The 25,453-nt window shown below is 36.2% G+C and carries 26 protein-coding genes; 10 read left to right on the plus strand and 16 right to left on the minus strand.

All coding sequences use genetic code 11. From position 1 onward, the window contains the following. Nucleotides 1-187: 187 nt before the first annotated feature. Together QE109_RS04795 and QE109_RS04800 are read left to right on the plus strand one after the other, a co-directional pair. Nucleotides 188-853: a helix-turn-helix transcriptional regulator gene (locus tag QE109_RS04795; RefSeq protein WP_281093267.1), complete on the plus strand. Its 666-nt coding sequence runs from the start codon at nt 188-190 to the stop codon at nt 851-853. 15 nt (nt 854-868) lie between these two features. Further along, nucleotides 869-1,678 (plus strand): alpha/beta hydrolase fold domain-containing protein, encoded by an 810-nt coding sequence (locus tag QE109_RS04800; RefSeq protein ID WP_281093268.1) that lies wholly within the window; start codon nt 869-871, stop codon nt 1,676-1,678. On the opposite strand, the gene QE109_RS04805 is transcribed toward QE109_RS04800, so the two are convergent. Together QE109_RS04805 and QE109_RS04810 are read right to left on the minus strand one after the other, a co-directional pair. Further along, nucleotides 1,624-4,209 (minus strand): EAL domain-containing protein, encoded by a 2,586-nt coding sequence (locus QE109_RS04805; RefSeq protein WP_281093269.1) that lies wholly within the window; start codon nt 4,207-4,209, stop codon nt 1,624-1,626. The two genes, QE109_RS04800 and QE109_RS04805, sit on opposite strands and share 55 nt — an antisense overlap. 50 nt (nt 4,210-4,259) lie before the next feature. After that, nucleotides 4,260-5,276 (minus strand): pirin family protein, encoded by a 1,017-nt coding sequence (locus QE109_RS04810; protein WP_281093270.1) that lies wholly within the window; start codon nt 5,274-5,276, stop codon nt 4,260-4,262. Nucleotides 5,277-5,466: 190 nt separating this feature from the next. Here QE109_RS04810 and QE109_RS04815 point away from each other — a divergent pair, with 190 nt between their 5' ends. Continuing rightward, complete coding sequence (locus QE109_RS04815; protein ID WP_281093271.1) at nt 5,467-5,859, plus strand: DUF2871 domain-containing protein; 393 nt, start codon at nt 5,467-5,469, stop codon at nt 5,857-5,859. A gap of 81 nt (nt 5,860-5,940) precedes the next feature. Here QE109_RS04815 and QE109_RS04820 read toward each other — a convergent pair whose 3' ends face one another. The 8 genes from QE109_RS04820 to QE109_RS04855 form a co-directional block, all read right to left on the minus strand. After that, nucleotides 5,941-6,648 (minus strand): MBL fold metallo-hydrolase, encoded by a 708-nt coding sequence (locus QE109_RS04820; RefSeq protein WP_281093272.1) that lies wholly within the window; start codon nt 6,646-6,648, stop codon nt 5,941-5,943. Between the two features lies 1 nt (nt 6,649). Next, nucleotides 6,650-6,907: a glutaredoxin 3 gene (gene grxC / locus QE109_RS04825; protein ID WP_281093273.1), complete on the minus strand. Its 258-nt coding sequence runs from the start codon at nt 6,905-6,907 to the stop codon at nt 6,650-6,652. A gap of 61 nt (nt 6,908-6,968) precedes the next feature. After that, nucleotides 6,969-7,403, minus strand: a complete 435-nt coding sequence (locus tag QE109_RS04830; protein ID WP_281093274.1) for a rhodanese-like domain-containing protein — start codon at nt 7,401-7,403, stop codon at nt 6,969-6,971. Between the two features lie 97 nt (nt 7,404-7,500). Further along, on the minus strand, nt 7,501-8,715 hold the full coding sequence (locus tag QE109_RS04835; protein WP_281093275.1) for an MFS transporter: 1,215 nt from the start codon (nt 8,713-8,715) through the stop codon (nt 7,501-7,503). Between the two features lie 327 nt (nt 8,716-9,042). After that, nucleotides 9,043-11,304, minus strand: coding sequence for a DNA topoisomerase (locus QE109_RS04840; protein WP_281093276.1), 2,262 nt, complete (start codon nt 11,302-11,304; stop codon nt 9,043-9,045). A 49-nt stretch (nt 11,305-11,353) separates the two neighbouring features. Next, nucleotides 11,354-12,511, minus strand: a complete 1,158-nt coding sequence (locus tag QE109_RS04845) for a DEAD/DEAH box helicase (protein WP_281093277.1) — start codon at nt 12,509-12,511, stop codon at nt 11,354-11,356. A 50-nt stretch (nt 12,512-12,561) separates the two neighbouring features. After that, nucleotides 12,562-13,395, minus strand: a complete 834-nt coding sequence (locus QE109_RS04850) for a deoxyribonuclease IV (RefSeq protein WP_281093279.1) — start codon at nt 13,393-13,395, stop codon at nt 12,562-12,564. Continuing rightward, entirely contained in the window at nt 13,395-14,174 is a 780-nt protein-coding gene (locus tag QE109_RS04855; protein WP_281093280.1) for a formate/nitrite transporter family protein, read from the minus strand. The genes QE109_RS04850 and QE109_RS04855 overlap by 1 nt, the downstream gene beginning before the upstream one ends. 252 nt (nt 14,175-14,426) lie before the next feature. Here QE109_RS04855 and QE109_RS04860 point away from each other — a divergent pair, with 252 nt between their 5' ends. Further along, nucleotides 14,427-15,281 (plus strand): DUF4438 domain-containing protein, encoded by an 855-nt coding sequence (locus QE109_RS04860; RefSeq protein ID WP_281093281.1) that lies wholly within the window; start codon nt 14,427-14,429, stop codon nt 15,279-15,281. A 57-nt stretch (nt 15,282-15,338) separates the two neighbouring features. Here the strand turns inward: QE109_RS04860 and QE109_RS04865 are convergent, their stop codons facing one another. Next, nucleotides 15,339-16,037 carry a lysoplasmalogenase family protein gene (locus QE109_RS04865; protein WP_281093282.1) on the minus strand — a complete coding sequence of 233 codons (699 nt, stop codon included), beginning with the start codon at nt 16,035-16,037 and terminating at the stop codon, nt 15,339-15,341. 375 nt (nt 16,038-16,412) lie between these two features. Between QE109_RS04865 and QE109_RS04870 the strand changes: the two genes are divergently transcribed. Genes QE109_RS04870 through QE109_RS04885 form a run of 4 tightly spaced genes read left to right on the plus strand, consistent with a single transcriptional unit; the run spans nt 16,413 to nt 20,999 of the window. Then, nucleotides 16,413-16,658, plus strand: coding sequence for a (2Fe-2S) ferredoxin domain-containing protein (locus tag QE109_RS04870; protein ID WP_281093283.1), 246 nt, complete (start codon nt 16,413-16,415; stop codon nt 16,656-16,658). After that, nucleotides 16,655-18,382 carry a [Fe-Fe] hydrogenase large subunit C-terminal domain-containing protein gene (locus QE109_RS04875; RefSeq protein ID WP_281093284.1) on the plus strand — a complete coding sequence of 576 codons (1,728 nt, stop codon included), beginning with the start codon at nt 16,655-16,657 and terminating at the stop codon, nt 18,380-18,382. Before QE109_RS04870 ends, QE109_RS04875 begins: the two co-directional genes overlap by 4 nt. Before the next feature lie 10 nt (nt 18,383-18,392). Continuing rightward, nucleotides 18,393-19,550: a SpoIIE family protein phosphatase gene (locus tag QE109_RS04880; protein WP_281093366.1), complete on the plus strand. Its 1,158-nt coding sequence runs from the start codon at nt 18,393-18,395 to the stop codon at nt 19,548-19,550. Nucleotides 19,551-19,571: 21 nt separating this feature from the next. Further along, nucleotides 19,572-20,999, plus strand: coding sequence for a monomeric [FeFe] hydrogenase (locus QE109_RS04885; RefSeq protein WP_281093285.1), 1,428 nt, complete (start codon nt 19,572-19,574; stop codon nt 20,997-20,999). A gap of 147 nt (nt 21,000-21,146) precedes the next feature. Here QE109_RS04885 and QE109_RS04890 read toward each other — a convergent pair whose 3' ends face one another. From QE109_RS04890 to QE109_RS04900, 3 genes are read right to left on the minus strand one after another with little or no spacing between them, the layout of a single operon-like run. Then, nucleotides 21,147-21,458: a branched-chain amino acid transporter permease gene (locus tag QE109_RS04890; RefSeq protein ID WP_281093286.1), complete on the minus strand. Its 312-nt coding sequence runs from the start codon at nt 21,456-21,458 to the stop codon at nt 21,147-21,149. Then, the gene (locus QE109_RS04895) at nt 21,451-22,170 is read right to left on the minus strand and encodes an AzlC family ABC transporter permease (protein ID WP_281093287.1); all 720 of its coding nucleotides are present in this window, start codon (nt 22,168-22,170) and stop codon (nt 21,451-21,453) included. Before QE109_RS04895 ends, QE109_RS04890 begins: the two co-directional genes overlap by 8 nt. Continuing rightward, nucleotides 22,157-22,612 carry a GNAT family N-acetyltransferase gene (locus tag QE109_RS04900; protein WP_281093288.1) on the minus strand — a complete coding sequence of 152 codons (456 nt, stop codon included), beginning with the start codon at nt 22,610-22,612 and terminating at the stop codon, nt 22,157-22,159. The genes QE109_RS04895 and QE109_RS04900 overlap by 14 nt, the downstream gene beginning before the upstream one ends. A gap of 110 nt (nt 22,613-22,722) precedes the next feature. Between QE109_RS04900 and QE109_RS04905 the strand changes: the two genes are divergently transcribed. After that, entirely contained in the window at nt 22,723-23,022 is a 300-nt protein-coding gene (locus QE109_RS04905; protein WP_281093289.1) for a DUF4870 domain-containing protein, read from the plus strand. Nucleotides 23,023-23,070: 48 nt separating this feature from the next. On the opposite strand, the gene QE109_RS04910 is transcribed toward QE109_RS04905, so the two are convergent. Further along, nucleotides 23,071-23,661: a GNAT family N-acetyltransferase gene (locus tag QE109_RS04910; protein WP_281093290.1), complete on the minus strand. Its 591-nt coding sequence runs from the start codon at nt 23,659-23,661 to the stop codon at nt 23,071-23,073. Next, nucleotides 23,648-24,862 (minus strand): MFS transporter, encoded by a 1,215-nt coding sequence (locus QE109_RS04915; RefSeq protein WP_281093291.1) that lies wholly within the window; start codon nt 24,860-24,862, stop codon nt 23,648-23,650. Before QE109_RS04915 ends, QE109_RS04910 begins: the two co-directional genes overlap by 14 nt. A gap of 181 nt (nt 24,863-25,043) precedes the next feature. Between QE109_RS04915 and QE109_RS04920 the strand changes: the two genes are divergently transcribed. After that, on the plus strand, nt 25,044-25,346 hold the full coding sequence (locus tag QE109_RS04920; RefSeq protein WP_281093292.1) for a winged helix-turn-helix domain-containing protein: 303 nt from the start codon (nt 25,044-25,046) through the stop codon (nt 25,344-25,346). Nucleotides 25,347-25,453 lie beyond the last annotated feature (107 nt).

A 25,453-nucleotide genomic window follows, 5' to 3' on the forward strand; every position in this document is an offset into this window, starting at 1 on the left:
CCTCCATATACAAAATTTTTATCACTGTGATAATTTTTTGTTATACTTAAAATATACTATACTCCTTCCTTTTATTCAAGACCTATTGCTAAAACTTTGAAGTTACTATACTTGCGTTGACATATCACACCTAGATGCTAAAATAAGTTTATGATAACTAATTCTTACCATGAGAAAATAAAAAGAGGTGATTGCTATTTCTGAGTTTGATTTTTCATCCTACATACATCTGGTTAATTTCTTAGGTGGTTGTTTTGATACGCAAACAGAGATTATACTTTACAGTTTAGATAATATCGACAATTCCATCATCGCTGTTCATAATGGACATATCAGTGGCAAAACCATTGGAGATCCACTCTCGGGATTTGCGATAGCGAAACTCAAAGACAAAGGGAATGACAGCCCGCCTTATTACCTTAACCAAATGAGTCTAACCAAAGATCGGCTCGCACTAAGATCAAATAGTTTTTTTATCTTAGACAAAAGTGGTAATCCTAGAGGAATGCTCACAATAAACACAGATGTCAGTAAATTTCAAAAAGCTGCTGAACTTTTGAGAGATTTAGCTCGATTACCTGATTATGAAAGCGCTGAAAACGCACCATTTGATATTGAGCGTCTTCAATCCACACCAAAAGAAATTATATTAAAATTTATATCTGAGGTAACCCATAACACTAGTGTAGATGCCAATAGATTGACACCAAAAGAAAAACAAGAAGTTGTCTCACTTTTAAATAGAGAAAACTTCTTCTTAATGAAAGGTGCCGTAAGCCAAACAGCAGCGGTACTTGAAAGTTCTGAAGCTACAATCTATAGGTATCTAAGTAAGATCAACAAGAAAAAGTAGTCAAGAGGTATAACTATGATTTATGAGACGATTCAACTTCATCCCGTTTTATCCGAGATCAAACTCGTCGCAATCGGTCAAACCCAACGCACTTATATATCATCCAACCTCTCAGCAGGTGCAATGAGCGAGTATAGACCTGCGCTTATCATATGTCCTGGCGGAGGGTACCTTACGATTCATGAAGATGAAGCTGAATATGTTGCCATGCAATTTGTTGCACAAGGTTTCATGGTTTTTATTTTGCATGCCTCTTCAAGCGCACCATATGCTTATTTTCCAGCACCTATGAATGACCTTGAAAATGCAATTGAATATGTCTTTAGCCATACAGATCATTACGGAATAGACCCTGGTCAAATTTCAATACTTGGTTTATCTACTGGTGCTCATCTCGCTTGCTCCACTTACACAAAATACAAACTAAAGTCTATTGCCCTAATTTATCCTGTTTTGAGCTTATTACCACTCTTAGAATTAAGTACTACTGAAGAAAATACCACCTATGAGATGATGTTTTCTGCTGTCATGGGGCAACCACATCCATCTACAGAAAAAATTAGTAAATGGGAATCTATCAGTTTTATCAACGAAGATACGCCTCCAACTTTTTTATGCTTATATGAAAATGATCACTATTGTCCTGAGGAAATAGCAAAGCAATACGAAAAATGTTTATATAAAAAGAGAATACCTCATAAAGTAATCTCGGTATCCTCTAAGAAACATGGTACGCCTACTGTCGACCCTAACAATAACTGGATTCAAGCTTATGTTGATTGGTTAGTCTCTTTTGAAAAATCTAGCGGTTTTGATAACAAATAACCTTGATAGTAGTCACATCCCATATCTGAAAGCATCTCATATTGCTTCATCGTTTCAACACCTTCTGCAATTATCCACATATTCATACGATGTGCCAAATCTATAATGAGTTTTGTTAGTGCTTCCATTTTTTCATCTGTTTCAATTGCCCAGACAAAACTTTTGTCAATTTTAAGGACTTGAATTGGCATTTTCCCCAGTTGGTACAAAGATGAATAGCCTGTGCCAAAGTCATCCATATGCACTTCAAATCCACATGCTACTAGCTCATCTAATTTCTCTCTTACAATATCAATATACTCTGATATGGTTGTTTCAGTGATCTCTATATGAACTTGAGTCACACTTAAATCATAAGTCTCAATCTTTTCTCTCAGATAACTCACGTAGTCGTTTTGTAATAATTCTTTGTATGATGCATTGATGGAAACACTGATCATATCACCAGAGTCTTTTCTTCTTTTTATAAATTTCATAGACTCTTCTATCACAAAACGTCCCAATACATTTATATAATCCACGGCTTCTGCAATTGGTATAAACTCATCTGGTCCTATACTCCCGAGCTCATCATTATTCCACCTCAAAAGTGCCTCATAACCTATAATGTCTTCTTTTGAAATAGAGCTATACTGCGGTTGGTACACAACATACATTTCGTTTCTTTCAAGAGATTTGAAAAGATGTTGCTCAAGTGCAAGCGACCTCTCTTTGTTTACTTTTAGAGATTCATCATACCATCTTACTTCGTGTAAAATTCCTTTTGACACTGCATTTTCAAATGCTGTTTCTGCTTCTGAAATCGCACTCGTACTGTCTCGATGGCTACCATCTATAAGCGTTGCACCATAAGCAATATTAATTGGCATTTCAATATTAGAAAATTTACCTACACGATTTTGGAGTGCTAGTTCTAGCTTCGAAATTTGCTCCATTGCGCAATCAATTCTTTCTGTACATTTCATCCATATTGCAAACCTGCCGCTATGAAGTACAGATATATACTCAGCCATCTCAAAAGTACTGCTGATTTCTGCACTAAGCTGGAACGACATAATATCAGTGATGTTCTTTCCATATGCGTTTAGAATTCTCGCATAGCCAACCACTCCAATAACTAATAAGACATATTGGGTATGATCTAAATTTTTGCTGATGGTATTTTTCACGATATCGTTTAAAAAATCCATATTATAAAGGCCGAGTACTGGATCATGGAACGCATAAAACTCAATTCGCTCTCTGTTGATCACTTCTTGATGGACATCTGTCATTGATCCAAATACCGATTGATTTTCCCTAATCCCTAGCATTTGAAACCAGTGGTATATCCCCTCCTCTTCATTGACAAGTAATCTAACTTTTAAATCAAACATCTCTTCAGACTGTTTAGGATCAATAGATAAATAGCTAAGCAATATTGTTATATCTTCTAAAAAGACTGAAGTCATAAATTCATCAATACCAATTTGATACGACATACCATCACGTGAGAAATTAGTAATGGTCATCTCCTGTTTAACTGTGTCATATTGCCAATATGCTTCATTACTTGCCATGAGAATTCTACGATAATTATCTTTTTCTATTTCTAATTCTTTTCTAAAACGTTCAAGTTCATCATAATTGTATCGAAGCATCTCTTCTGATGCTAACATTTGCTCATAAAGTGCTTGAATCTCCCGATTGGCTTCTTCAAGTTCTTCGTTGTGTAACAACAGATTTTCTTGACTTGTCTGTATAGACTCGACCATAGTATTATAGCCTAGAATAAGTTTACCGAGTTCGTCTTTACGGTCTTTATTATCTATATAATTATAGATGCCTTTTTTCACGCCTGCCATCGCTAGAACAGTCTCATTTATTGGTTCTATAAGATCTGAAACAAACAGGTGAATCACAAAAAAAACCAACACTACGATAAGTACAAAGGTTTTAATCAATTCATTAAGCATACTTAAGAAAGCTTGATTATAATCACTTAAAAAAGTGGTTGACTCTACAATCCAACCCCATGGCTCAAAATAAAGTGCATAACTCATTTTCTCATCTTGCTTGTCAGTAAGCGCATTAATCCAGTTATAATAAGTAAAGCCACCCCCCCTCTTAGCAACATCTATACTTTCTCTTACAAAGTATTTCTTTTCTTTGCTCATATCTTGATAGTCATAACCATTCTCACCAGTTAGCGTTGGATGATAAATAAAATTTCCGTGTCCATCTAGAATTACAAAATAGCCATTTAAACCAAGTTCAACCCCTTGGTTATTGCTTAGAATCTCAACAGCATCTTCTTGAGCCTCCTCTAAAGTCGACTCTTTTTCTAGCACATTTTTTTCTTGTAACTCAAGAATTTGAACTGCCATAACAGCAGCATTTTTTAAGATAATTTCATTTCTATGGTTGATCTCACTGACTGCTCGATTATAGCTTACTAGTCCAGTTATCACCATTGACGAAATCACCAGACCCATGGTCCATATCCAAAGTTTTGTGGATAATTTTAATGTTCTTTTATTTATGATAAGCATATTATCCACATCCTTTCACTTTTTCTCATTTGGCTCCTATTTATCCACGATTATCTTTTTTCTTCTCGCCCATCAAGATACTTTGCATATCTACCTGATTCTCTAGGATTAATTGGATCCGTTCGGCTCCATGGCCACCCACCAAAATGCGTATGTTGATGGTCGCTAAAAGCCTGTCTTATTTCTTGTTCTGTGTTCATGACAAAAGGTCCATAGCTGACGACGGGTTCGTTTATAGGCTCACCTTCTAATAAAAGCATATAGCTTGTATCTGCGCCATTTACAATATTGATCTCAGAGTTACCATCAAGTTTTACACGTGTTGAAGATGGAATGGTACTGCTTCCAATAGTGATTTTACCTTCACCTTGATAAAAATACAGATTTCTATTTAAAGTAGGCGAAACCACCTCTAAATTAATCTCCGCATATGGTGTCATCTCAATCAAAAAAATACCTACTTTACTTTGCGGATTAGCAGCATAAGATGCTTCACAGGGTCTAAGCCCAACTTGTCCTGCAAAACTCCCTGCGATGATCCTTATTTTGGAGTTTGCACCATACTCAGGTCCAACTAAAATTTCCGGAATATCTTCTGACCATAACATCTTATAATCCGGTGGTGTAAACTTATCTTTTGCAGGTAAATTTAACCAAATTTGAAAAAGTTCAAGTGGGTTGTCTTCTGTCATAGAAACTAACGGAAACATCTCAGCATGTTGACATCCTGATCCAGTAGTAAGCCACTGTACATCTCCATTGCCATATCTACCACTTGCTCCATGGGAATCAAAATGATCTACAAACCCCTTAGTTACAACTGTAACCGTTTCAAATCCTCTATGTGGGTGCATGGGAAAACCAGGTATTTTCGTGCCGTGATACATCCTAAAACCATCCTTTATTGCAAAATCCTCCCCCAACTGTCTTCCTGTGAGTGACACGACTGGTTCTTGTTGTTCGTTACCTTTTGGATAGTCATCTTTATGGTGTGCACAAAAAAGGAATGGATTTTCCATTTCCCATTGAAACCCAATTCTTTGCATTCTTAATATACGGTGTGACATAAATAACCCCTCTCTCTAAAAACTCGAACGCCTCTAAATAACTTAGTTAAGAAAATAATATCAATTGTTTGAATTATACCCAAGCGGATTAACTAATATCTTTTTTTTGGCACATTGCTTCTTTTAAATTGTTTGCAATGTATCTTCACGGGTAATATATGTAGGAATACTAATCTTAAAGAGGTGACTTATGAAAAAACTGTTCTATAGTGCATTATTTTATATGATTCTCGGTCAACTATTTGGTGTCTTTTACCGAGAATATACTAAAATGAACGATTTTACTGGAATAACTCAACTGGCAACAGTTCACACGCATGCCTTTACACTTGGAATGTTCTTTTTCCTAATTGTGCTTGCACTTGATAAGGGCTTTTCGCTTTCATCAAGTAAAAACTTTAACAAATGGGTTATCCTTTACAACGCAGGACTACTCGGAGTACTTACAACCATGACCATCAGAGGTATCGGACAAGTCAACGGAACTGAAATTGCAAGTTTCAACTATATTGCTGGATTGTCTCATACATTTTTTGCTGTAGCGGTTGTTTGGTTCTTTGTAATGTTAAAGAAAAAAATATAATTGCTGTACACGTGATCAATAAAGGCCTTCAAAACATTTTAGTTTTGAAGGCCTTTTATTATAGTCAACTAATTTTACAGCTTAAAGCAACTGTTCATTTTCTTTACTCGGAATCACAAGATGTGAATTTTGAGTCATATCTGAAGTTAAGTCTCGGACTACTTTATACTGATCTCCGAAGTGTATCGGAACGATGATTTTAGCATCATTATGGTCTTTGAAATAGTCAATTGCCCAAGTTGTTGCAATGCCTAGTCTCGGATCCATAGGTATAAACGCAATATCGATTGTCTTTTTTAAGACTTCATCGATAATCACTTTATATGCTTTCTCTTCATCTAATTGAGTTGATTTTGGCGTGTTTTCCCAGTGCCACCAGTTAAGGTCACCACTGTGGAAAATGTTGCAATTTTGCAATGTCACATAAAAAGAAACGCCTAAATCGGTACTTTTAAAAGTTTGTATGGTAACACTATCAATTTCCATTGTTTCATCTGGACTCATAAAGTGCACATTTGCACCAAGTGATTCAACTTTTTCTTTTGTAATGTCACTTGAAACGATAAATTGGCTTTTCATCTCTTTATAACTGGCTATGCTGAGATCAAAATGATCATAATGACCATGGGTGATGAGAAAAACTTGCTTTTTTTCAGGTTTGATGATATCTGAGATATTTGAGATCACATCAAAAAAAACTTGAAATTCATCAGTTTCTACCATAACACCACTGTGTTTTAAAAAGTAGACTTTACATTTTCCTTTGATATTTTGGTTGTCAATTGTCATTCTAGACACCTAACTTTTCATCGAGTTTTCCCTGAGCATCCAGTGCAAGTAGATCATCACATCCGCCAATAAACTCTCCATCTATAAAGATCTGAGGTACTGTATCCCATCCTGTTTGATCCATGATTTTTTTAAATGCTTCTCTGTTATTACTGACATCTATGTTTTGATAAGTGACTTTTTTATCATCCAATCTTTTCAGAGCACGATGGCAATAAGGGCAATATGCTGTTGTGTATAAGACTATTTTCTTTTCCATTTTATCCACCTTCTTTATAAAATTTAGTTGTTTTCTATTATTGATTGTATGCTAATTGTGATTATTTTTCAATTTCTCCTGTCCAATTGATGATACCACCAAGGTCATAAACATGAGTATATCCTAACTCTTTAAGGAGATCACTCGCCTGACCACTTCTATTACCACTTCTGCAATATACGATGAGTACTTGGTCTTTATCATTTAGCTGATCACCTGCTAAACTTTCAAGTTGATCTAGTGGCATCAACTCAGCACCTTTGATATGTCCCTCATCGAATTCTTCCTGTGTTCTTACATCTACTAATCTGTAATCTGAAAGTTCAGCCATCAATTCAATGGCACGATCTGAATCAATTTTTTCGAAAACTGTAGTTACAGCATCTTCTACTTGACTCACCTCATCATCTTTAGCTGCACATGATGAAATTACCAAAAGTGCTGATAAGCATAGTATTGTAACAATGATAAACTTATTATAATTTTTTATATTCATATTTCCTCACTTTCAAGTTTAAAAGGACACACCTTTACTATAGTCATCAATACCCCTTATGTTCCCTTCTTACACTCAAAAATAAATAGGGAGACTTTTACTTAACTTTCCTAGATGAAATAACAATTGTGTTGATCAAAGTCAAAAAAGACCCTAAAATTGCCATAAATACAAATGCACCTTGCAGTGAGTATCTGTCACCTAACCAGCCAATCAATGGGAAAAGAGTAATCATAAAAAAGCTAAAAATCATACTCGCCATGGATAAAATCGTAGCTCTGTTTTCACTTGGAATCACTTTGTTGATATAATCTCCAAGCGCTACAAATATCATCCCTTCTGCGAGCGAAATAGGGATATAGAAAGCATAATGAAACTGGCTAAGTGCAATTCCCCATGTACTTGCCGCAGTAATAATCGGCATCAAAATCAATATACCTTTTTCTTTTATAACCGCTTCAATTTTGTATACCTGTGTTGCCAATATAGCACCTGCTAAAGAAGAGACAGCATATACGCCGCCGATAAATGCCTCATTAAAGCCATCTGCTTTCATATAATTTTGTAGATAAAAGAAAATCGTTGTCGTGAAGCTCATAACAAACTGGGAAAATAATATGAGAAAACCCAACCTTTTATGCCCTTTCAGGATTGCATAGCTTTCTTTAAGCTGGTATACAAAATTTTGTCCTCTGTGTCCACGTTCTGTTACCCTACCAAGTTTGGGTTCGACAAATTTAAAAGCATACAAAAAGGAAACGAGTCCCATGACGATGGTAACACCAAATGCCCACTGGTAACTTTGTGTCGCTAGATAACCGCCTAAAAGGAATGCAAACACGTTGGCGATTTGAAACACCATTTCTTTATTGCCACCTACACGCATATATTCGTTTTCAATGCCTATACTCTTCATAGAATCATAAACAAGTGCATCTCCAGCTCCGGATTCCATGTTGTAAGACAGTGCAACAATTATAAAGGATATTGCAAACCATAAAAATGAATCTGCAAACAGTAATATAACGACGCTTAAGACCGAAAGTGCTCTTCCAAGGATACGACTTGTTCGCCTACCATATAGATCTGCCACAGCACCAGTGGGTACTTCCATTGAAAATGAAGTGATATGAAAAATCATCTCCAATAGCCCGAGCTGTGTTAGGGACATCCCCTTAGTGGCAAGATAGATCATCCATATGCCCCGTGTTAAATCGATGGTTTGTAAAAATGTAAACGTATAATTTCTATTGACGTTTTTTTTGAGTTCTATATTATAATCATTTTGATTGTTATGCTTTATTGGTTTCATTTGATTCTCCTCGCTTGAATTAGTTTGTTTTTTGTGCCATCTAATCGAGGTCCATACTCTATACTCGAAGTTATGAGTATATAAAAAGCCCCAAGCACATGCTTGAGGCGTGTTTAATCAAATCATAGAATTTGAGTATCATCAAGATGTGAATCAGGAACTATAAATTTTGGACAGACCTCTCCCGTCAAGTCCAAATACTCCTGAAAATCTTTCTAATTCTGGGAAAAAACCATTTGAATTACTCATAAAATTCTCCAATAACTAATATTAACAACATTCTAACATGCTACTTTTCTTAATTCAAGCATAATAAATTTATGCTTCTTAAAAATGCATCTTCCAGCTATAATATCCTGTTTCTTTGTTGAGTTCATAGCGTAAATAAGCAGAAAATTTATCTCCTTTTTTATTAACAAAGCTTCTGCTAAATAACTCTCCATTTTCTAAAAGCCTTACTACAGTTTGTTTACTTGGACTTACTTTTAGACTACTTAAAAAACGGTCTTCTTTCCAAACGACAAACTTACAGCCACCTTTCCAGTTGATACAGCCATAGCCTTTTTCACCTTCGACCACATCTGCACCACAGCCTGGGCATTTTCCCAGTGAATCTCCTCTAGGTTTCTGCTGACTCGTATCTTCATATATAATGTGAAAGGCATCTTGTTTGATCTGATCCACAGCTTCTTCTGTAAACTTAACAATCAAATCCAAAAAAGCACTTTTGGGTACTTCTCCTTTACTGATATCTGATAACGTCTTCTCTAGTTTACCAGTATATTCAAGGTCAAATAATGTTTTGACAGGTAAAGTTTCTACTAATTTGCGTCCCATTTCAGAACAAATCAAAGATTTCCCTTTTGCAGTGATATAACCCACTCTTTTTAACTTAGTAATCGTCTCAGCACGTGTTGCTGGTGTCCCGATACTAAAGCCGCTTAAGATAGATTTTAACAGTTCAACTTCTTCCTCAGAATCTTGATTTGTATCATCAACATCATCGACTTCATTTTCATCTTCATCTGAATCGGCATCAGTTTCTGTGTCAGAGGCACTCTCTTTTGCTGTCTTAAGTTTCTTACCGCAAGTTTCCATCACTCGCAAAAGCGTCTTCTCAGTGTGATGCTTTGGTGGTTGTGTCCCTTTAGTATCTATTTTTAACTTCAAAAGTTTTATTTCATCACCAATTTCAAGTGCTGGTAATAGCTTCTCTTTACTCTGAATCTTTTCAACTTTTCGCCAGCCTTCAACTTTTTGAGTTCTACCTTTGGATATAAAAACGCCACTTTCAGGAAATTCTTCTGTGTGCTCTTTAGGTTTCGTATGAAGGGTCACTTCTTCATGTTCAGCGATCGGCATGAACTGCATAATAAAACGATTCTTTACAGATTCATAAACCACCTTCTCATCTGGGGATAAACCTTTAGCAGTCATATAAGTAGGGATGATGGCACTATGACTTTCTACTTTAGAATTGTCAAAAACTCTTTTACCTTTGTGAAACTTGATTTCTTCTTCATAAGGGAGTCCTTTTTTGTGTACTGAAAGTACTTTTTGTGCCTTATCAAAAAGAGACTCTTCAAGCGCTAAACTCGCTGTTCTAGGATAAGTGATCAACTTTTTCTCATAGAGTTCTTGAGCTACCTTTAGCACTTTATCAGAAGTCCAGCCTTTAAATTTACCCGTTACATGCCCCTGTAGACCAGACAAGTTAAAAAGACTTGGTGGATATTCTTTCTTTTGTTCTACAATTTTTTCTGTAATCTCAAATTCTTTCTTGCCAATTAATTCTTTGATTTTCTCAAGTTGACCTTTATCTTCGAACTTATCTTTGCCATCTTCATAATAGTTACCTTCATATGCTTCAGAACCTTCTGAAAGTCCAGTGAAATTACCTGTTAACTTGTGAAATTCCTCTTTAACAAAATTCTCGATTTCGAGATCTCGATCATAGATGATTTTAAGCGTAGGCAATAAAACCCTACCAATATTTAGCGCTTTTGAACCACCTCTTTTATACTTGAGTGTTGCAACCGAAGTAAGGTTAATACCTATGATCCAATCCGCCCATTGTCTACCTATTCCAGCATCACTTAAAGGACGCATGGTGGTATTGCTCACAAGCTTTTGCATCCCTTGTTTCACTTCATCTGCGGTCCATTCGTTAAGCAATAGACGTTCTACTGGTTTGCTAACCTCTAAGTAATCTAAGATAATATCACCTATAATTTGACCCTCTCGATCGTAGTCACACGCACTAATTACGCCAGTTACTTCTTCACGGTTAATCAAACTTTTAATGGTTTCTATCTGCTTATAGGCACCTTGATCCACCTGTGAGCGGTCATTTGAGTCTTGCTTCACTTTGTATTTGAAGACTTCTGGTATAAAGGGAAAGTTATCCATACGCCAACTTCCCATTTTTTCATCATAGTCCTTAGAATCATAGAGCTCGAGTAAATGTCCAAATGCCCAAGTAACTATGTAGTCTTTTCCCTCAAAAAAGCCATCACGCCTTTGTTTTGCGTCGATGGCTTCAGCGATGTTTTTCGCTACAGAGGGTTTTTCTGCGATGATTACTTTCATCTTACCCACCCTTTAAATCGTTTTGTAGTTATAATTTATCATTTTGTAGTTATAATTTATCGTTTTGTTGATGTGTTCTATCAATAAAACCAGCAGGCCTTTCAAATTCTTTTCGCTCAATTTTTGCGCCTAGTCGTGTTTCAATTTCTGTAACTAAGATTTCATCTTTTTGAGAGATCACAGTGATTGCTACACCTTTGGCGCCCATTCTACCCGTTCTACCAATTCGATGAATATAAGTCTCTGCTGTATCTGGGACATCATAGTTGTAAATATGGCTCACGCCTGAAATATCAAGTCCTCTAGAGGCTAAATCCGTAGTGATAAGATACTGAAACTTACCTTCTTTGAAAGACTTCATAATGCGCTGTCTTACGTTTTGAGATAGATCGCCATGTAGCTTTTCGCAATCAAATCCTCTTTGCGCTAAATCCACCTCAAGTTTGTCGACACGTCTGATCGTTCTGCAAAAAATAACCCCTAAGTACGGATTGGTATGTGTGAGCGCATCAGCTAGTGCTTCAGTCTTCCAGCGATCTGTTGTAACAATTAGCTTTTGATCTATATTATCAAGCACAATAGCTTCACCTGAAGCCATAACTTCAACAGGATCAGACATATGTTTATAAGCAAGTTTTTTTACATTTCTATCGAGCGTTGCTGAAAAACAAAGTGTCTGCTTACGAGCTTTTGCTGCACTTAAGATAAACTCAACTTCATTTTTAAATCCCAATAAAAGCATCTGATCTGCCTCATCAATTACCATGATTTTAAGATGATCTAGCTTAATGATACTTTGTTTCATAAGATCTATCAATCTACCAGGTGTTGCTACGATGACATTGACACCTCTATCCAACTTTTTAATTTGATTGTGTGTATCGACACCGCCGTATATAGGTAGCATCACCAGTTCAGTATCTTTTATCAGCTTATTGACTTCATCAGCGATTTGGATAGCCAGCTCTCTCGTTGGTGATAAAATCAACATCTGAACATCCTTTGCACCTTTATCCATTTTATCTAGTGTAGATAAGAGGTATGCTAAGGTTTTACCAGTACCGGTTGGGGCTCTCGCTATGATATCTCTGCCCTCAATGATAAGAGGAATTGTGTGTTCTTGTATCTCAGTTGGTTTTAGAATATGCTGTTTTTTCAGCGCTTCTAAGAGCCAATTCTCAATATTCATGTTTAAAAAATTAGACATAGTCGTCCTTTCAATGGTAAATTAATACTCTTATTGTCTCACAAATAACTTCAAAAAGGAATGGAATTTTCTTTTAGATATTTAATTTCCTCTGCGTAACCGCTGAGTTCATTTGGTGTTTCAAGATAAAAGGGTAGGCTTCTTAGTAAAGGGTGATTGATGATCCTTTTTATGGCTTCATCCCCTATATAACCTTGTCCTATTTTTTCATGACGGTCTTTATGACTTTCAAAAGGGTTCTTACTATCATTGAGGTGAATCGCCTTTAATCTGTCTAATCCGATAATGCGATCAAACTCTGCTAAGACGTTATCTAAGTTGTTAACGATATCATAGCCCGCATCATAAACATGGCAAGTGTCTAGACATACGCCTATTTTATCCTTATGTTCTACCCCCTCTATGATTGCCCTTAGTTCTTCAAATTTGCTGCCGACTTCTGTTCCTTTTCCAGCCATAGTTTCCAAAAGCACGACAGTACTTTGCTCACTTGTCATCGTATGGTTAAGTAGCTCTACAATCTGAGCGATTCCCTTTTCAACCCCATTGCCAACATGACTTCCTGGATGAAAATTATAATAAGTACCCGGGAAAATCTCGAGTTTTTTTAGATCTTCTTCAAATACTTGATAGGCAAAACGCCTAACTCTCTCATCTATAGAACATGGATTAAGTGTATATGGAGCATGCGCAAGTATTGGCCCCAAATTATGAGTAATCATCAGATGATTTAAAGAGGTGGCATCCGAAGGATCAACTGCCTTCGAACTACCACCTCTAGGATTGCGTGTAAAAAACTGAAAAGTATTTGCACCTATTGAAAGTGCTTCTTTTCCCATATGATGATACCCCTTTGCGACTGAAAGATGGCATCCTATAATCATTACTTTTTACTCCCTTTCACGTATACAAACCAGTAAATTAAACTTACGAATCCAGCTCCCCCTACGAAGTTACCCAGAGTAACTGGTATCACATTGTTAAGTAGTACCTGAGAAAACTGTATATCTGCGCCAAGTAGCGCACCCATAGGGATAAAAAACATATTTGCAACACTATGTTCATAGCCAGATAATACGAAAAGCATCACAGGAAACCATAGTGCAAAAATCTTGCCTGTTATGTCTTGAGCAGCAACTTGTATATATACTGCGATTGCAACAAGGACGTTACACAAGATGCCTCTCATAAACGCTGTAGTAAACGTTAAAGAGCTTTTTGCTTCAGCTATTGCTACTGTTTTCTCTGCTAAGTGACCGGTGTAGAGTCCTGTTTTATAAAGTATAAACACCAGCAATAAAGCTCCTACTAAATTGGCAAAATACACTATGATTAAGTTTTTAATAAATTTCGAAAGCTTTACATCACCATTTGCCCAAGCACCTGCAATTAGAGCATTTCCAGTGTAAAGTTCACCTCCTGCAAACACAACCAACATGATCCCTACAGGGAAAACAGCTGCTCCCATAAACTTTGCAAGTCCAACATCGATACTCGATAAGGTTTGAGATACCACTAGGTAACCATGTCCACCCAAACCGATAAAGAAACCGCCTAGTAGCGCAAGAAAAAAGACATTTTTAAAGGAATACCCAACCTTGTTCCTTCCAATGTCTATCCAAGACTGCGCTACCTCTTTTGGTGTAAGATAACTTTTATTCATTTCGTCTCCTAAAATTTTAATTCTTATTTTGACTCTTTGTTCATAATGCCTACTTAATTATAAGCTATTTGAGTATGGTTTTCAACTATACACGAACATTCGCTTTTGATTACAGTCGAAAAAAGACTAAAAATAGACTCTAAACGTCTGTTCATATATTTATAATGATATGACGCTACAAAATCAAAAGAGTAAATAGTTTTTTCCTTTTGGTATGATATAATAATAGAGATGAAATTTAGGAGGTTACATATGAAAACCAACATGAACAAACTTGTTAAACAATCCGTTCAAGGCCAAATTAGACATCCACTTTTTTCGGGGTATCGTGTCGATACTGAAGGTAGCGTCCACGTTATTCCTGCTACTGGCGGTATCACTTACAACGTTAAAATTGGAGATCCAGCTTTTGGATGGGTCGGTGATCACGTAGAACCGGGGGTATCTCTCTATCATACCGATGCAGGAACTTCAGGCGGTCTTAACGTTTTTAGTTGTATTGGTAATGAGGCTAAAATCGTCACTGGTGAAGCTAAAGGACGTAAGGGTTTTGTAACAGGAACACATGGTGGTGTTGAGCATGTGTTGGTCTATTTTGATGAAGAAACCTTAGATTTACTTTCACTTGACGACAAAATCATGATCAAATGTCATGGTCAAGGTCTTGCTTTAGAAGACTATAAAACGGTTAAGGTCATGAGTATTGATCCTGAACTTTTCCTTAAACTAGGTATTATAGAAGAAGATCAAAAACTGGTCGTTCCCGTTACACACCGCATCCCACAAAGATTTATGGGCTCAGGTGTTGGTGCACCCTATAGCCAAAAAGGTGATTATGACATCCTCACTTCAGATGTTGAAGCTGTAAAAACGCTTGGTATAGATCAACTAAAATTTGGAGATATTGTTTTACTTGAAGATAGCGATAACTCCTATGGATTAGGCGCTATGAAAAAAGGTGCGACTTCTATAGGCGTAATCATTCATTCTGATTGTATCAAATCTGGTCATGGACCTGGTGTTACTATTATTATGACATCTGCCAATGGCACTATAGAAGGTAAAATTGATCCAGATGCAAACATAGCAAATTACCTCTTAAAATAATTTCTTAACACCAATAAACACTCGTTAATCGAAAAAGTTATTTAAATTTAAGGCTACTTATAAGTAGCCTTTTTTATTTGTACTAAGCGTCAACAACACTTGTCCCGGTAAATAAAAAAGCCACATGCCGATAGCTACAAATTGTATGACACTACTTGGAATTACAGAATTGGGCGGTAAATTATAGATCGCCACTTGAAGATCACAAATCGCATAAAGGCAAAGTCCTATAAATAGCCATTTGTTTCGATCGCTTAATCCACTGCGTGACCCATATACGATTAGGTTGCTTATAAATAAGATGGCATAAATCAAAACTTCAAAACCCATTAGAAAAGATTCTGTAAACACTGTATTGGTTTTGCTAAATATAAAAATGATCACACCAAATACTGAAACTAGAAGCACTATGACTAAAGCCCTTTTTAATTTTACCTTCCGTACCATACACGCGTAAAGTATTTGTACCATTATAAAAGTAGCGATCCCAACGGTATAATGTTTTGTAAAAAGTAAAAATATATCCGATACGAAAGTGAAAGATAAGATAGTGGTCATCCACTTGAACTTCAATATAGAACCTTTATTATCGCTATGCTTAGTTTCAAATATTAGATTCCCTATCAACCACATCAAGCAAAGACCTATGGTTAACAACTTGAGGCTGCTGCTCACAAAAGTATACCCAGACCTAAGATCGAGTATTATAAAGACAATATATAAAAAGAGTTGTACCACTATAAATTTTGTTTTCATGTTAGCCTTCCTTATAGCGTTCATGTATAAAGATATCTTACATTTCACCAAACATAATTACAACAACTCAGTAAAATTTATAATTCTATCGATAGTTAATATTTTAACTTTCAAGTCTCTTTTTGCTCAATATGAAATTTGAAAAAACAGTGTCCAAAATACGTCTTTTGTGTAACAATTGTTTCTTTTTGTTAATGCAATAGACATTATTTTCTATTTATAATCTATTTTCCCAAGCTACAAAAGCCTTTTGTTACATTTTATCAACAAAGTAGCTCTGTTTAATACAATTTCATATTACAAATTCACTTGCTTCCCAATTGTATTTTTATGTTTATTGTGATAATATTAACACAACGAACGGAGGACGATGCTATGGAAATCAAAATTTGTATTGGCAGTGCCTGTCACTTAAAAGGCTCATATGACGTTATAAAAAAATGTCAAAATTATATAAAAGAACATAATTTAAGCGACACCATCGAACTTAAGTCTGCATTTTGTCTAGGAAGATGCTCTGAAGCTGTTTCAGTTCAAGTCAATGCAACTGAAATTTTCTCCATATCTCCTGAAACCGCAGAAGGCTTTATGAAATTAATGCACCAAAGGACTGAGTTATGAAGTTTATAGAATTTGATCACAACAAATGCGACGAATGTTTTAAGTGCTTACGTGTGTGCCCAACAAAAGCGATTGCATTTACAAACCATAGTCGACATATAATAGATGAACTTTGTATCAAATGTGGGCTATGCCAGATGCACTGTGCAACTGGTGCTTTAAAGATACAACTCGACCTGCGAACAGTACAAAGTGCGATCCACAATGGTGCAAAAGTTGTGGCATCACTAGCACCGTCTTTTGCAGGTGCTTTTAAACTAGATGAAGCTGGACAAATGGCAACTGCATTAAAACGTCTAGGTTTCTCTGTGGTAGAAGAAACTGCACGTGGCGCTGAGATGACATCTTTAGAATACGAAAAGTATATAATAGAAGGAAAAAGTGAAAATCTGATTACAAGCTGTTGCCCATCAAGCAACTACTTGATAGAACACTACTTTCAAGCTGCTTTACCATCGGTGATACCAGTTGTATCCCCTATGATTGCGCATGGTAAAGATCTTAAAATAAGATATGGAAACGACGCTTTTGTCGTATTTATCGGACCTTGCCTTGCTAAAAAAGCAGAAGCTGTTGATCTGCCTGGTAGCATCGATGCAGTCATTACCTTTAAAGAGCTCTCACAGTGGCTTGCACATGAACATATTATCCCTTCAAATTTAGATGCTACTGATTTTGATACGCCAGTCACACAACGCGGTCGCGCATACCCTATGGGGGGAAGTTTGTGGCGCGGAGATCTAGAATCAAGAATAAATCCCAAATACAAGTACCTTCATATCGATGGCATTGACGATTGCAAGAGTTTCTTAAGCGCTGTTGTTGCAGGTGAGATAACGGGATATTGTGCCGAAATCAATATCTGCTCTGGGAGTTGCCTTGGTGGACCCGATATGCCTGATGAGTCTCCCAATCTTTACAAACGTATGAGTTTGATGAACACACATATTAACAACAAGTGTTCTATGAGCGAATACGCACCTTGCGATGTCACTCAGGAAAGTTTGATGAGAACCTTTGTTCCAAAGAACAACTTGTTTCCACCTGTTAATGACAATCAAATTTCTGAAATTTTGATCAAGATGGAAAAATACAGCGAAACAGATCAGTTAAATTGCGGCGCTTGTGGTTACTCATCTTGTTATGATAAAGCAATTGCAATTTCTAGAGGACTTTCTGATATCAACATGTGCTTAGATAGTCTTCGAAAAAAAGCTGAAAGCTTACAAAGTATTATCTTTGAAAATAGTCCCAATGCCATCTGTATCTTAGATGGAGAGTTTAGAATACAAGAAGTTAATCCATCCTTCAACCGATTGCTCAATGCTTCAAAGATTAGATTGAAGCATTGGCCAATCGCAGCTCTAGTAGAAGATTCAATATTTGATGATATTAAAAATTCTATGCATGAGCATATAGGGAAAAAAATATATCTCGAAAGTATCGAGCGAACCTTTTATGCTAACGTCGTTAAGATCCAAAACGGAAAAATCTATGTCGGTATCTTTACTGATATTACTGAATATGAAAACAGCCGTGAAGAGTTTGAGCGTGTTAAATCAGAAACCCTGATAACATGTCAGCAAGTCATCGATAAACAGATGAGAATTGCACAGGAAATAGCTAGTTTGTTAGGTGAAACCACTGCTGAAACAAAAGTTGGACTAAACAAACTAAAGAAACTTGTGATCACCAATAACAGCGACTTAAGTGGAGGTGATTAATGTGGAGGGTATGCCTCATTACATCGATATATCTTCACATTCTCTCAACAAATATGGCGAAGAATTATGCGGTGATAAAGTAGAAGTTGTCAAAGGAAATAAACGTACCATTGTCGTGCTAGCAGATGGCTTGGGGAGCGGTGTTAAGGCAAATATCTTAGCAACACTTACAAGTAAAATTATGATTACTATGCTCGAACATGGGGCAGATCTAAAAGAGACAATAGATACAATTACCAATACATTACCCATCTGTAATGTGAGAAAAATTGGTTACTCTACTTTTTCAATTTTAGATATTGACGATTGTCTCAATGCGCGCATTATTGAATATGACAACCCACCAGCTTTTATCGTAAGAGATGGCGAATTGATATCACCAGAAAAATCCATGATTCGATCTGGAGATAAAAACGTTTGGGTTACAGAATTCGAACTTAAGTTAAACGATGAAATAACACTTTGTTCTGACGGTGTGATCCATGCAGGGGTTGGTGTGATGCTAAACCATGGATGGGAATGGGAGCATGTTGGTAGCTTCATTGCAGAGCAGGAAATTAGTTCTGCAGATAAGCTAAATAGAAGGCTTCTTGAAACGTGTAATCGGCTTTATGACGGAAGACCTGGAGATGATGCAACTGTTGTCACCATGCGCGTTCGAAAGCCAGAAATTGCTCAGATTTTAACTGGACCACCTGATCACAAGGCAAAAGATACCATTACGATTAAAAACTTTATGAATCAATCAGGTCGTAAAATCGTATGTGGAGGAACAGCTGCAAATATTCTATCTCGTGAACTCGATCGAGAGATTGTTACTGATATTGAATATATTGATCCATTCATACCACCAACTGCAAAAATAAAGGGCATTGATCTCGTAACTGAAGGTGTTCTAACACTGAAGATGGCACTTACAAAGTTACAATCGATCAACGAATGCTGTGAAGAGCCTATCTTTAATAAAAAAGATGGTGTCACTAAACTCTTAAAACTATTAATCGAAGAAAGCACACACGTTCATTTTTGGGTTGGTAGAGCTATTAATCCAGCACATCAAAATCCTGATTTTCCAAAGGATTTAAGTATAAAAATCAACATCATTAGAGATATAGAAAAAGAATTAAAAAAAATGGGGAAATTTGTTCAAATATTTTATACCGATTAACATGAACAAGCAGGTGAATTTATGAGAAAGTTCGAAAACCAAGTACAATTGATTAAACACGAAGTTTTAAAAGAAGTCTCAAAGTATGCTTTTGAAGGTACTTTGGATGAGAATGTTGCACTCATACCAGTCAATGTAAACCCTGGTCCGGATGAGAAATACCGCTGCTGTATTTTTCACGAACGCGCAATTACTGCTGATCGTGTTAAACTCGCAATGGGTGGAAATCCATTTGTGCCAGGTGTTGTTGAAGTCTTAGAATCCGCTTGTGATCAATGTCCTGTCGACCGATATGTCGTCACAGAAACATGCCGCGGATGCTTGGCACATCGTTGCCAAGGAGCTTGTCCGGTAGATGCGATAAGTATCAATAAAGGTAGAGCAGAAATCGACCACCATAAATGCATAGAGTGTGGCAAATGTAAAGAAAGCTGCCCTTACAATGCCATCGCTGATGTGATGAGACCCTGTAGACGTGATTGTCCAGTCGATGCAATCCATATAGATAGTAGAAAGAAAGCTGTTATAAATTATGATGAATGTATCTCTTGTGGGGCATGTGTTTACAATTGTCCTTTCGGAGCTATTCAAGATAAATCAGAAATCACCGAAGTTATTAAAGCACTCAGTGACAAAGAATCAAACATATATGCCATGCTAGCTCCAGCTTTTGCCTCTCAGTTTGACTATGTAGATCTTGGTCAAGTTATTACTGGTTTAAAACTTATAGGCTTTAGAGATGTAGTAGAAGTTGCCCTCGGTGCCGATCTAGTCACAAGACATGAAGCTACCGAACTTATACAGATGAAAATCAACGGAGAAACACTTACCAGTTCTTGTTGTCCTAGCTTTGTGGAATTCATCCACAAAAAATTTCCTGAGCTTATAGACAACATTTCACATACTGTGTCGCCTATGACCGCAACTGCTCGTTTGATTAAAAGTATTGATCCTACAGCAAAAGTTGTATTCATTGGACCTTGCATCGGTAAAAAGCTCGAAAAACAAAGAGCGCTAGATACCGAATTTGTACTAACATTTGAAGAAATAGCCGCCATGATCGATGCAAAATCTATCGATTTGAACGCCTTAACCCCACAACCCCTCAACAACGCTTCCTACTATGGAAGAAAGTTTGCATCATCAGGCGGCGTGTCTTCATCTGTTTTAAACCATTTATCAGAACAAGGTTGTGTAGACCTACAAGTAGAAACTTGTGACGGTATTGCAGCATGTTCAAAAGCTTTGAAATTGCTAAAATTCAAGAAACATACAGTGGATTTTATAGAAGGCATGGCATGTAAAGGCGGTTGTATCAAAGGTCCCGTTACCATGCATCATGGTCCAAAGGATATAAAGTCTATAGAAAGCTATGCTAAACTTGCAATTGAGCCCACACCAGATGATGCACTACGCATCTTTAACACCGCAAATATCTCATTAATATAGAACTCATCTTTAAGATGAAGGACATGTAGGCGTCCCCAAGTCTACATACAAAAAGGAGTTACACTTATAGATACCACCTCATCCCTGTGGTTATATCTATACTGTATAACTCCTTTAACATTTTACATTAACATCTAAATCTTCATTTTATATCTGAATCAACATCATATACACTGCGGTTCCACTTAAGATGCTTACAAGATTATTGCGTTTCCAAAGGTGAAGAACAGTTGTTATTGTTATTGCAGTAGCTACTGGTATAACTTCATCTATCGCACTAATGTTCACTGATTTCAAACTATAGATGATTAACATGCCCATCACAGCAGGTGGTAAAACACTGCCCATATAGGCTACCCATTTTGGGGTTTTTTTACCTTTTCTAAAAAGCACAAAAGGTGCAAGACGAATCAAATATGTCACAATTGCCATAACCGCAATTGCATACCACTTAACCACGGTTATCACCCCCACTCTTATATCTTCGAACTACCAGCAAAAAACTAAACATCATGACCATCGCTGGTAGTACCATCTGTGATGGTCCAAATATTTTGATTGCAATAATGGCAGATAGAACCCCAGTTATTGCAGGAAGATGGTTTTTATTTGCCAACCATTGTTCAATAAAAATTACAACGAAAAGTGCAGTCATCGCAAAATCGATCCCTGTTGTATCAAAGTGGATCATATTTCCTACCAAAGCACCTAATACAGTGCCAACGATCCAATATGATTGATTTAAAATCAATATTGTAAAAAACAAAGTCTCTTGTTCTATTTCTTCTTGCGCTGAAACACCACATAATAATGAATATGTTTCATCAGTCATTCCAAATATTAAATATTGTTTTTTCCAACCATATGATTTAAACGTATCAACAAAAGACAAGCCATAAAACAAATGTCTGATGTTGACAAATAAAGTCATCAAAGCGACTTGAATCAAATTTATAGGTGCAATCAATATTTGAATCGCAACGAACTGCATCGCTCCTGCATATAAAAAAACACTCATTGCTAGGCCTGCCCACAGTGATAAACCTGATTTAACTATTAATAAGCCATAGGCCATTCCGACTGATATATAACCCAACATTACAGGAATTGTATATGGTATCGCAATTTTTAGGATGCGTTTAATATAGACCCCTCCCTTATCTGATTTCAAATCTCATTTTAGGAATCTCTCTCTTTGGCATTACCATCGAAATGACGTTTTCCATCAAGATTGCACCTCGCGATTGGTAAAAAGGCATCGCTTCAGGACTTGTTACAAATTCAACTAATGAAATTTGATTTTCTTTACAAACTTCTACTAACTTTTCCCACATTATTTTTCCATATCCTTTACGGATAAAATCAGCGGAAATATAGAAAAATTCTAAAATGCTAATTAACTCTTCTTTGACAATTCCAAAAAATCCAACACACTGGTCTTCATCATAAAGCTCATAGACAAGTTGTGATGAGATAAAATCAGGTGTTACATCATATAATATCTCAAAAAGATTCATAAACTCATCATCAAACCCCCAAGTGGCTTCTGAATCAACTGCGATCTTTGTCAACATCTCAGCATCTTCGATTTGTGCTTTTTTTAATTTTATCATATACAACTCCTCCTCAGATTCGCACACTTGATTTCCTTTTTAATATAAATATAGTTTCAACATAATAAAATGTGGTATATAAGAATTATAAACATTTAGGAGGTAAAAACATGGAAAATAAAAATAATAATCTAATTGGTGCCGTCGCATATATTTTATTCTTTATTCCTTTATTGGTAGATAAAGATTCAGAATTTGGTAAGTTTCATGCCAATCAAGGTTTAGTTCTATTACTACTATCAATTGCAGTAAGTGTTGTTGGTTCTATTATACCATTTCTCGGTTGGTTTATCATTGCACCAATCGGTGGCTTATTGGTACTTGTGCTTGCTATTATGGGGATCATCAATGCACTTAATGGTGAACAAAAGGAATTACCAATTATTGGAGGAATCAAACTTCTTAAATAAATTAAAGCACTTATACAATTAAAACACCATTATTGGTGTTTTTTTTACTTATAATGACGTAATAGCATCAAAAACACGAGCCAGTGATGGATGATCATAATGTATATAGGTTAAAGCCATTTCTATATGTTTTTCAATTAACAAAAAGACAGGTTTAGCGCCTTCATTGCTATAATAATAAAGGTACATCGGCATCATATCAGTCGGCGTTGGCAGAAAATATTGAATGGCTAGTCTTTGTGCACCAAGTTTTTCATAATAGCTTATTCTTCGAGACTGATTTATATCACTGCCATCAGGCACTTCAACTTCGATATACATCCCTTTCACACCGTTAAAACACTGCATGATATATTGAAAGAAAATAGATCCATAGCCTTTTCCTTGAAACTTTCTCTCCATCACCAAGTAATCTAGCCAAATAAACGACTGATTCTTCGGATGATAGATCATGGCGAATCCAAGTCGCTCTAACTGTTCAAACTGTATATCTTCAGCAATAAGGAGTTTATAATCACCTCTTTCTAACAAAAGACTTAACTGCTCGATACTCTTCCTTTCCGCTTCTGGAAACTCACTTGCATAACTCGGATAAATGGCAATAAGATCCGCTATATTCCCTAATCTATAATGAATCATTATTGAATACCTCCTGTTTATTTCGATACTTTTTAACGATAAAAGCAGTACACAGGTTTAGACATATAAAAGTTAAAAGTACCCAGAAAATTTGTTTGATTCCAAATTGTATTGATACATATGTTCCAAGTACTGGTGACACCATCCACCCCAATGACCCCACTAAACCTTGAATTCCAAAGAGTGTTCCTCTCTTATCAGGACTTGTCATCTCAGCGGTTTGTGAAGTGATAAGCGGCTCTATACCTCCAATAATAAAAAATAAAAGTGTGTAAAAAACTACAAAACTAGTCATCCCACTTGTCAAATTGAGAATTAGAACATCAACAAGTGCCAATGATAACATAATGCGAATCATCTTCATCTTATCGTACTTATCGCCCAATCGACTAATCATAATTGCAGCTATTGCAGTCACAAAACCAATCAATCCATTGATGCTACCAGTTGTTGAAGCTGCTCCTACTGTTGTATGCGTCAATTCTTGTACATATAAGGGAATAAATGGTGAAAATACGGTTCTAATCACTCTTTGTAAAAATAGCATTGCCATCAATAGCATTATCCCAACTGCAAAAATCTCTTTCCATTTACTACTCCCTTTGATCACGGAAGTTTTTCTTCTTTCGGGTTTCTTATCACCTTTTAAGAAAATAGTAACTAGTGCAAATCCAATTAGCATTAGAGCCGCTCCTACATAGAAACTTACTCTATAACCAAACGTCTCAGCTACTCTACCTCCCAAGAAAGGTCCAAGTGAATAACCGACAAAAGTCGATGAAGATAAAAAACCTAATGCATATGAGAGTTTATGGTTGGGGGTATTTACTGCTACAAAAGCTGAAGAAGCTGTAATTGTGCCTGTAAAGAGACCTTGCATAAATCTAAGAATCAATAATTGCCATACTGAGGCCGAGAAGCCCATACCTGCTATGATAATCACTGCAGCAAACATTGCACGTTGAATCATTAGTTTTTGTCCAAATCGATCAGAGAGGATTCCCCATATTGGCGACATAATCGCCATCGTAATCGCCGGTGCTAAACTTAGAACGCCAGTAAATATTTTTAATTGACCAGGATCAGTTACCCCTAACTCTTGTATAAAGAAAGGAATAAATGGTAAACCAAATCCAAAACTTGTTAATGAGATTACCTGTGAAATCCATAGTATATATAAGTTGATTTTCCACCTATCCATGTCAAAATCCTTTCTGTCTTTTAACTGCTTATATTATTTCGATACACTACACATCTATTCTACTCTGTTTAAGTTTCTTTTTCCATATAGAATTAACGATTGAACTTAAGTTTCATTTAAGGTTACTATGATAGACTATCTTCAACAGAGAAAGGCTATTTCTAAAGTAGAGGTGTACCCTATGAAATCAGAAGCTTACGCATACAATCTCACCATCAACTATGCGGCTCAATGTGCCGAAATAAATGGTAAAAATATAAGACTCACTCGTTTAGAATACAAGACTCTAGTTTATTTACTTGAAAGAAGCAACATTGCGATTAGTAGAGATGAACTTCTAAAAGTAATTTGGCAACTCCCCTGCCAAATTGAAACTAGGGCAACTGATGATACCATAAAGAGACTTAGAAAAAAACTCAATGATCATAAAGTCAATTTGCGTATAGAAACCGTAAGAGGCTTTGGTTTTATTATCAGAACATGACTATGTAATTTCCATTATCATTTGATAATCCCCCCCTTATAGATGAGCGTGAATCTCACAGTTACACAAACTGTGCGTTACACGTTTGTTTTTTTGCTATAAAAATA

The organism is Fusibacter bizertensis, assembly GCF_029914245.1.
GTDB classification, from domain to species: Bacteria; Bacillota; Clostridia; order Peptostreptococcales; family Acidaminobacteraceae; genus Fusibacter_C; species Fusibacter_C bizertensis.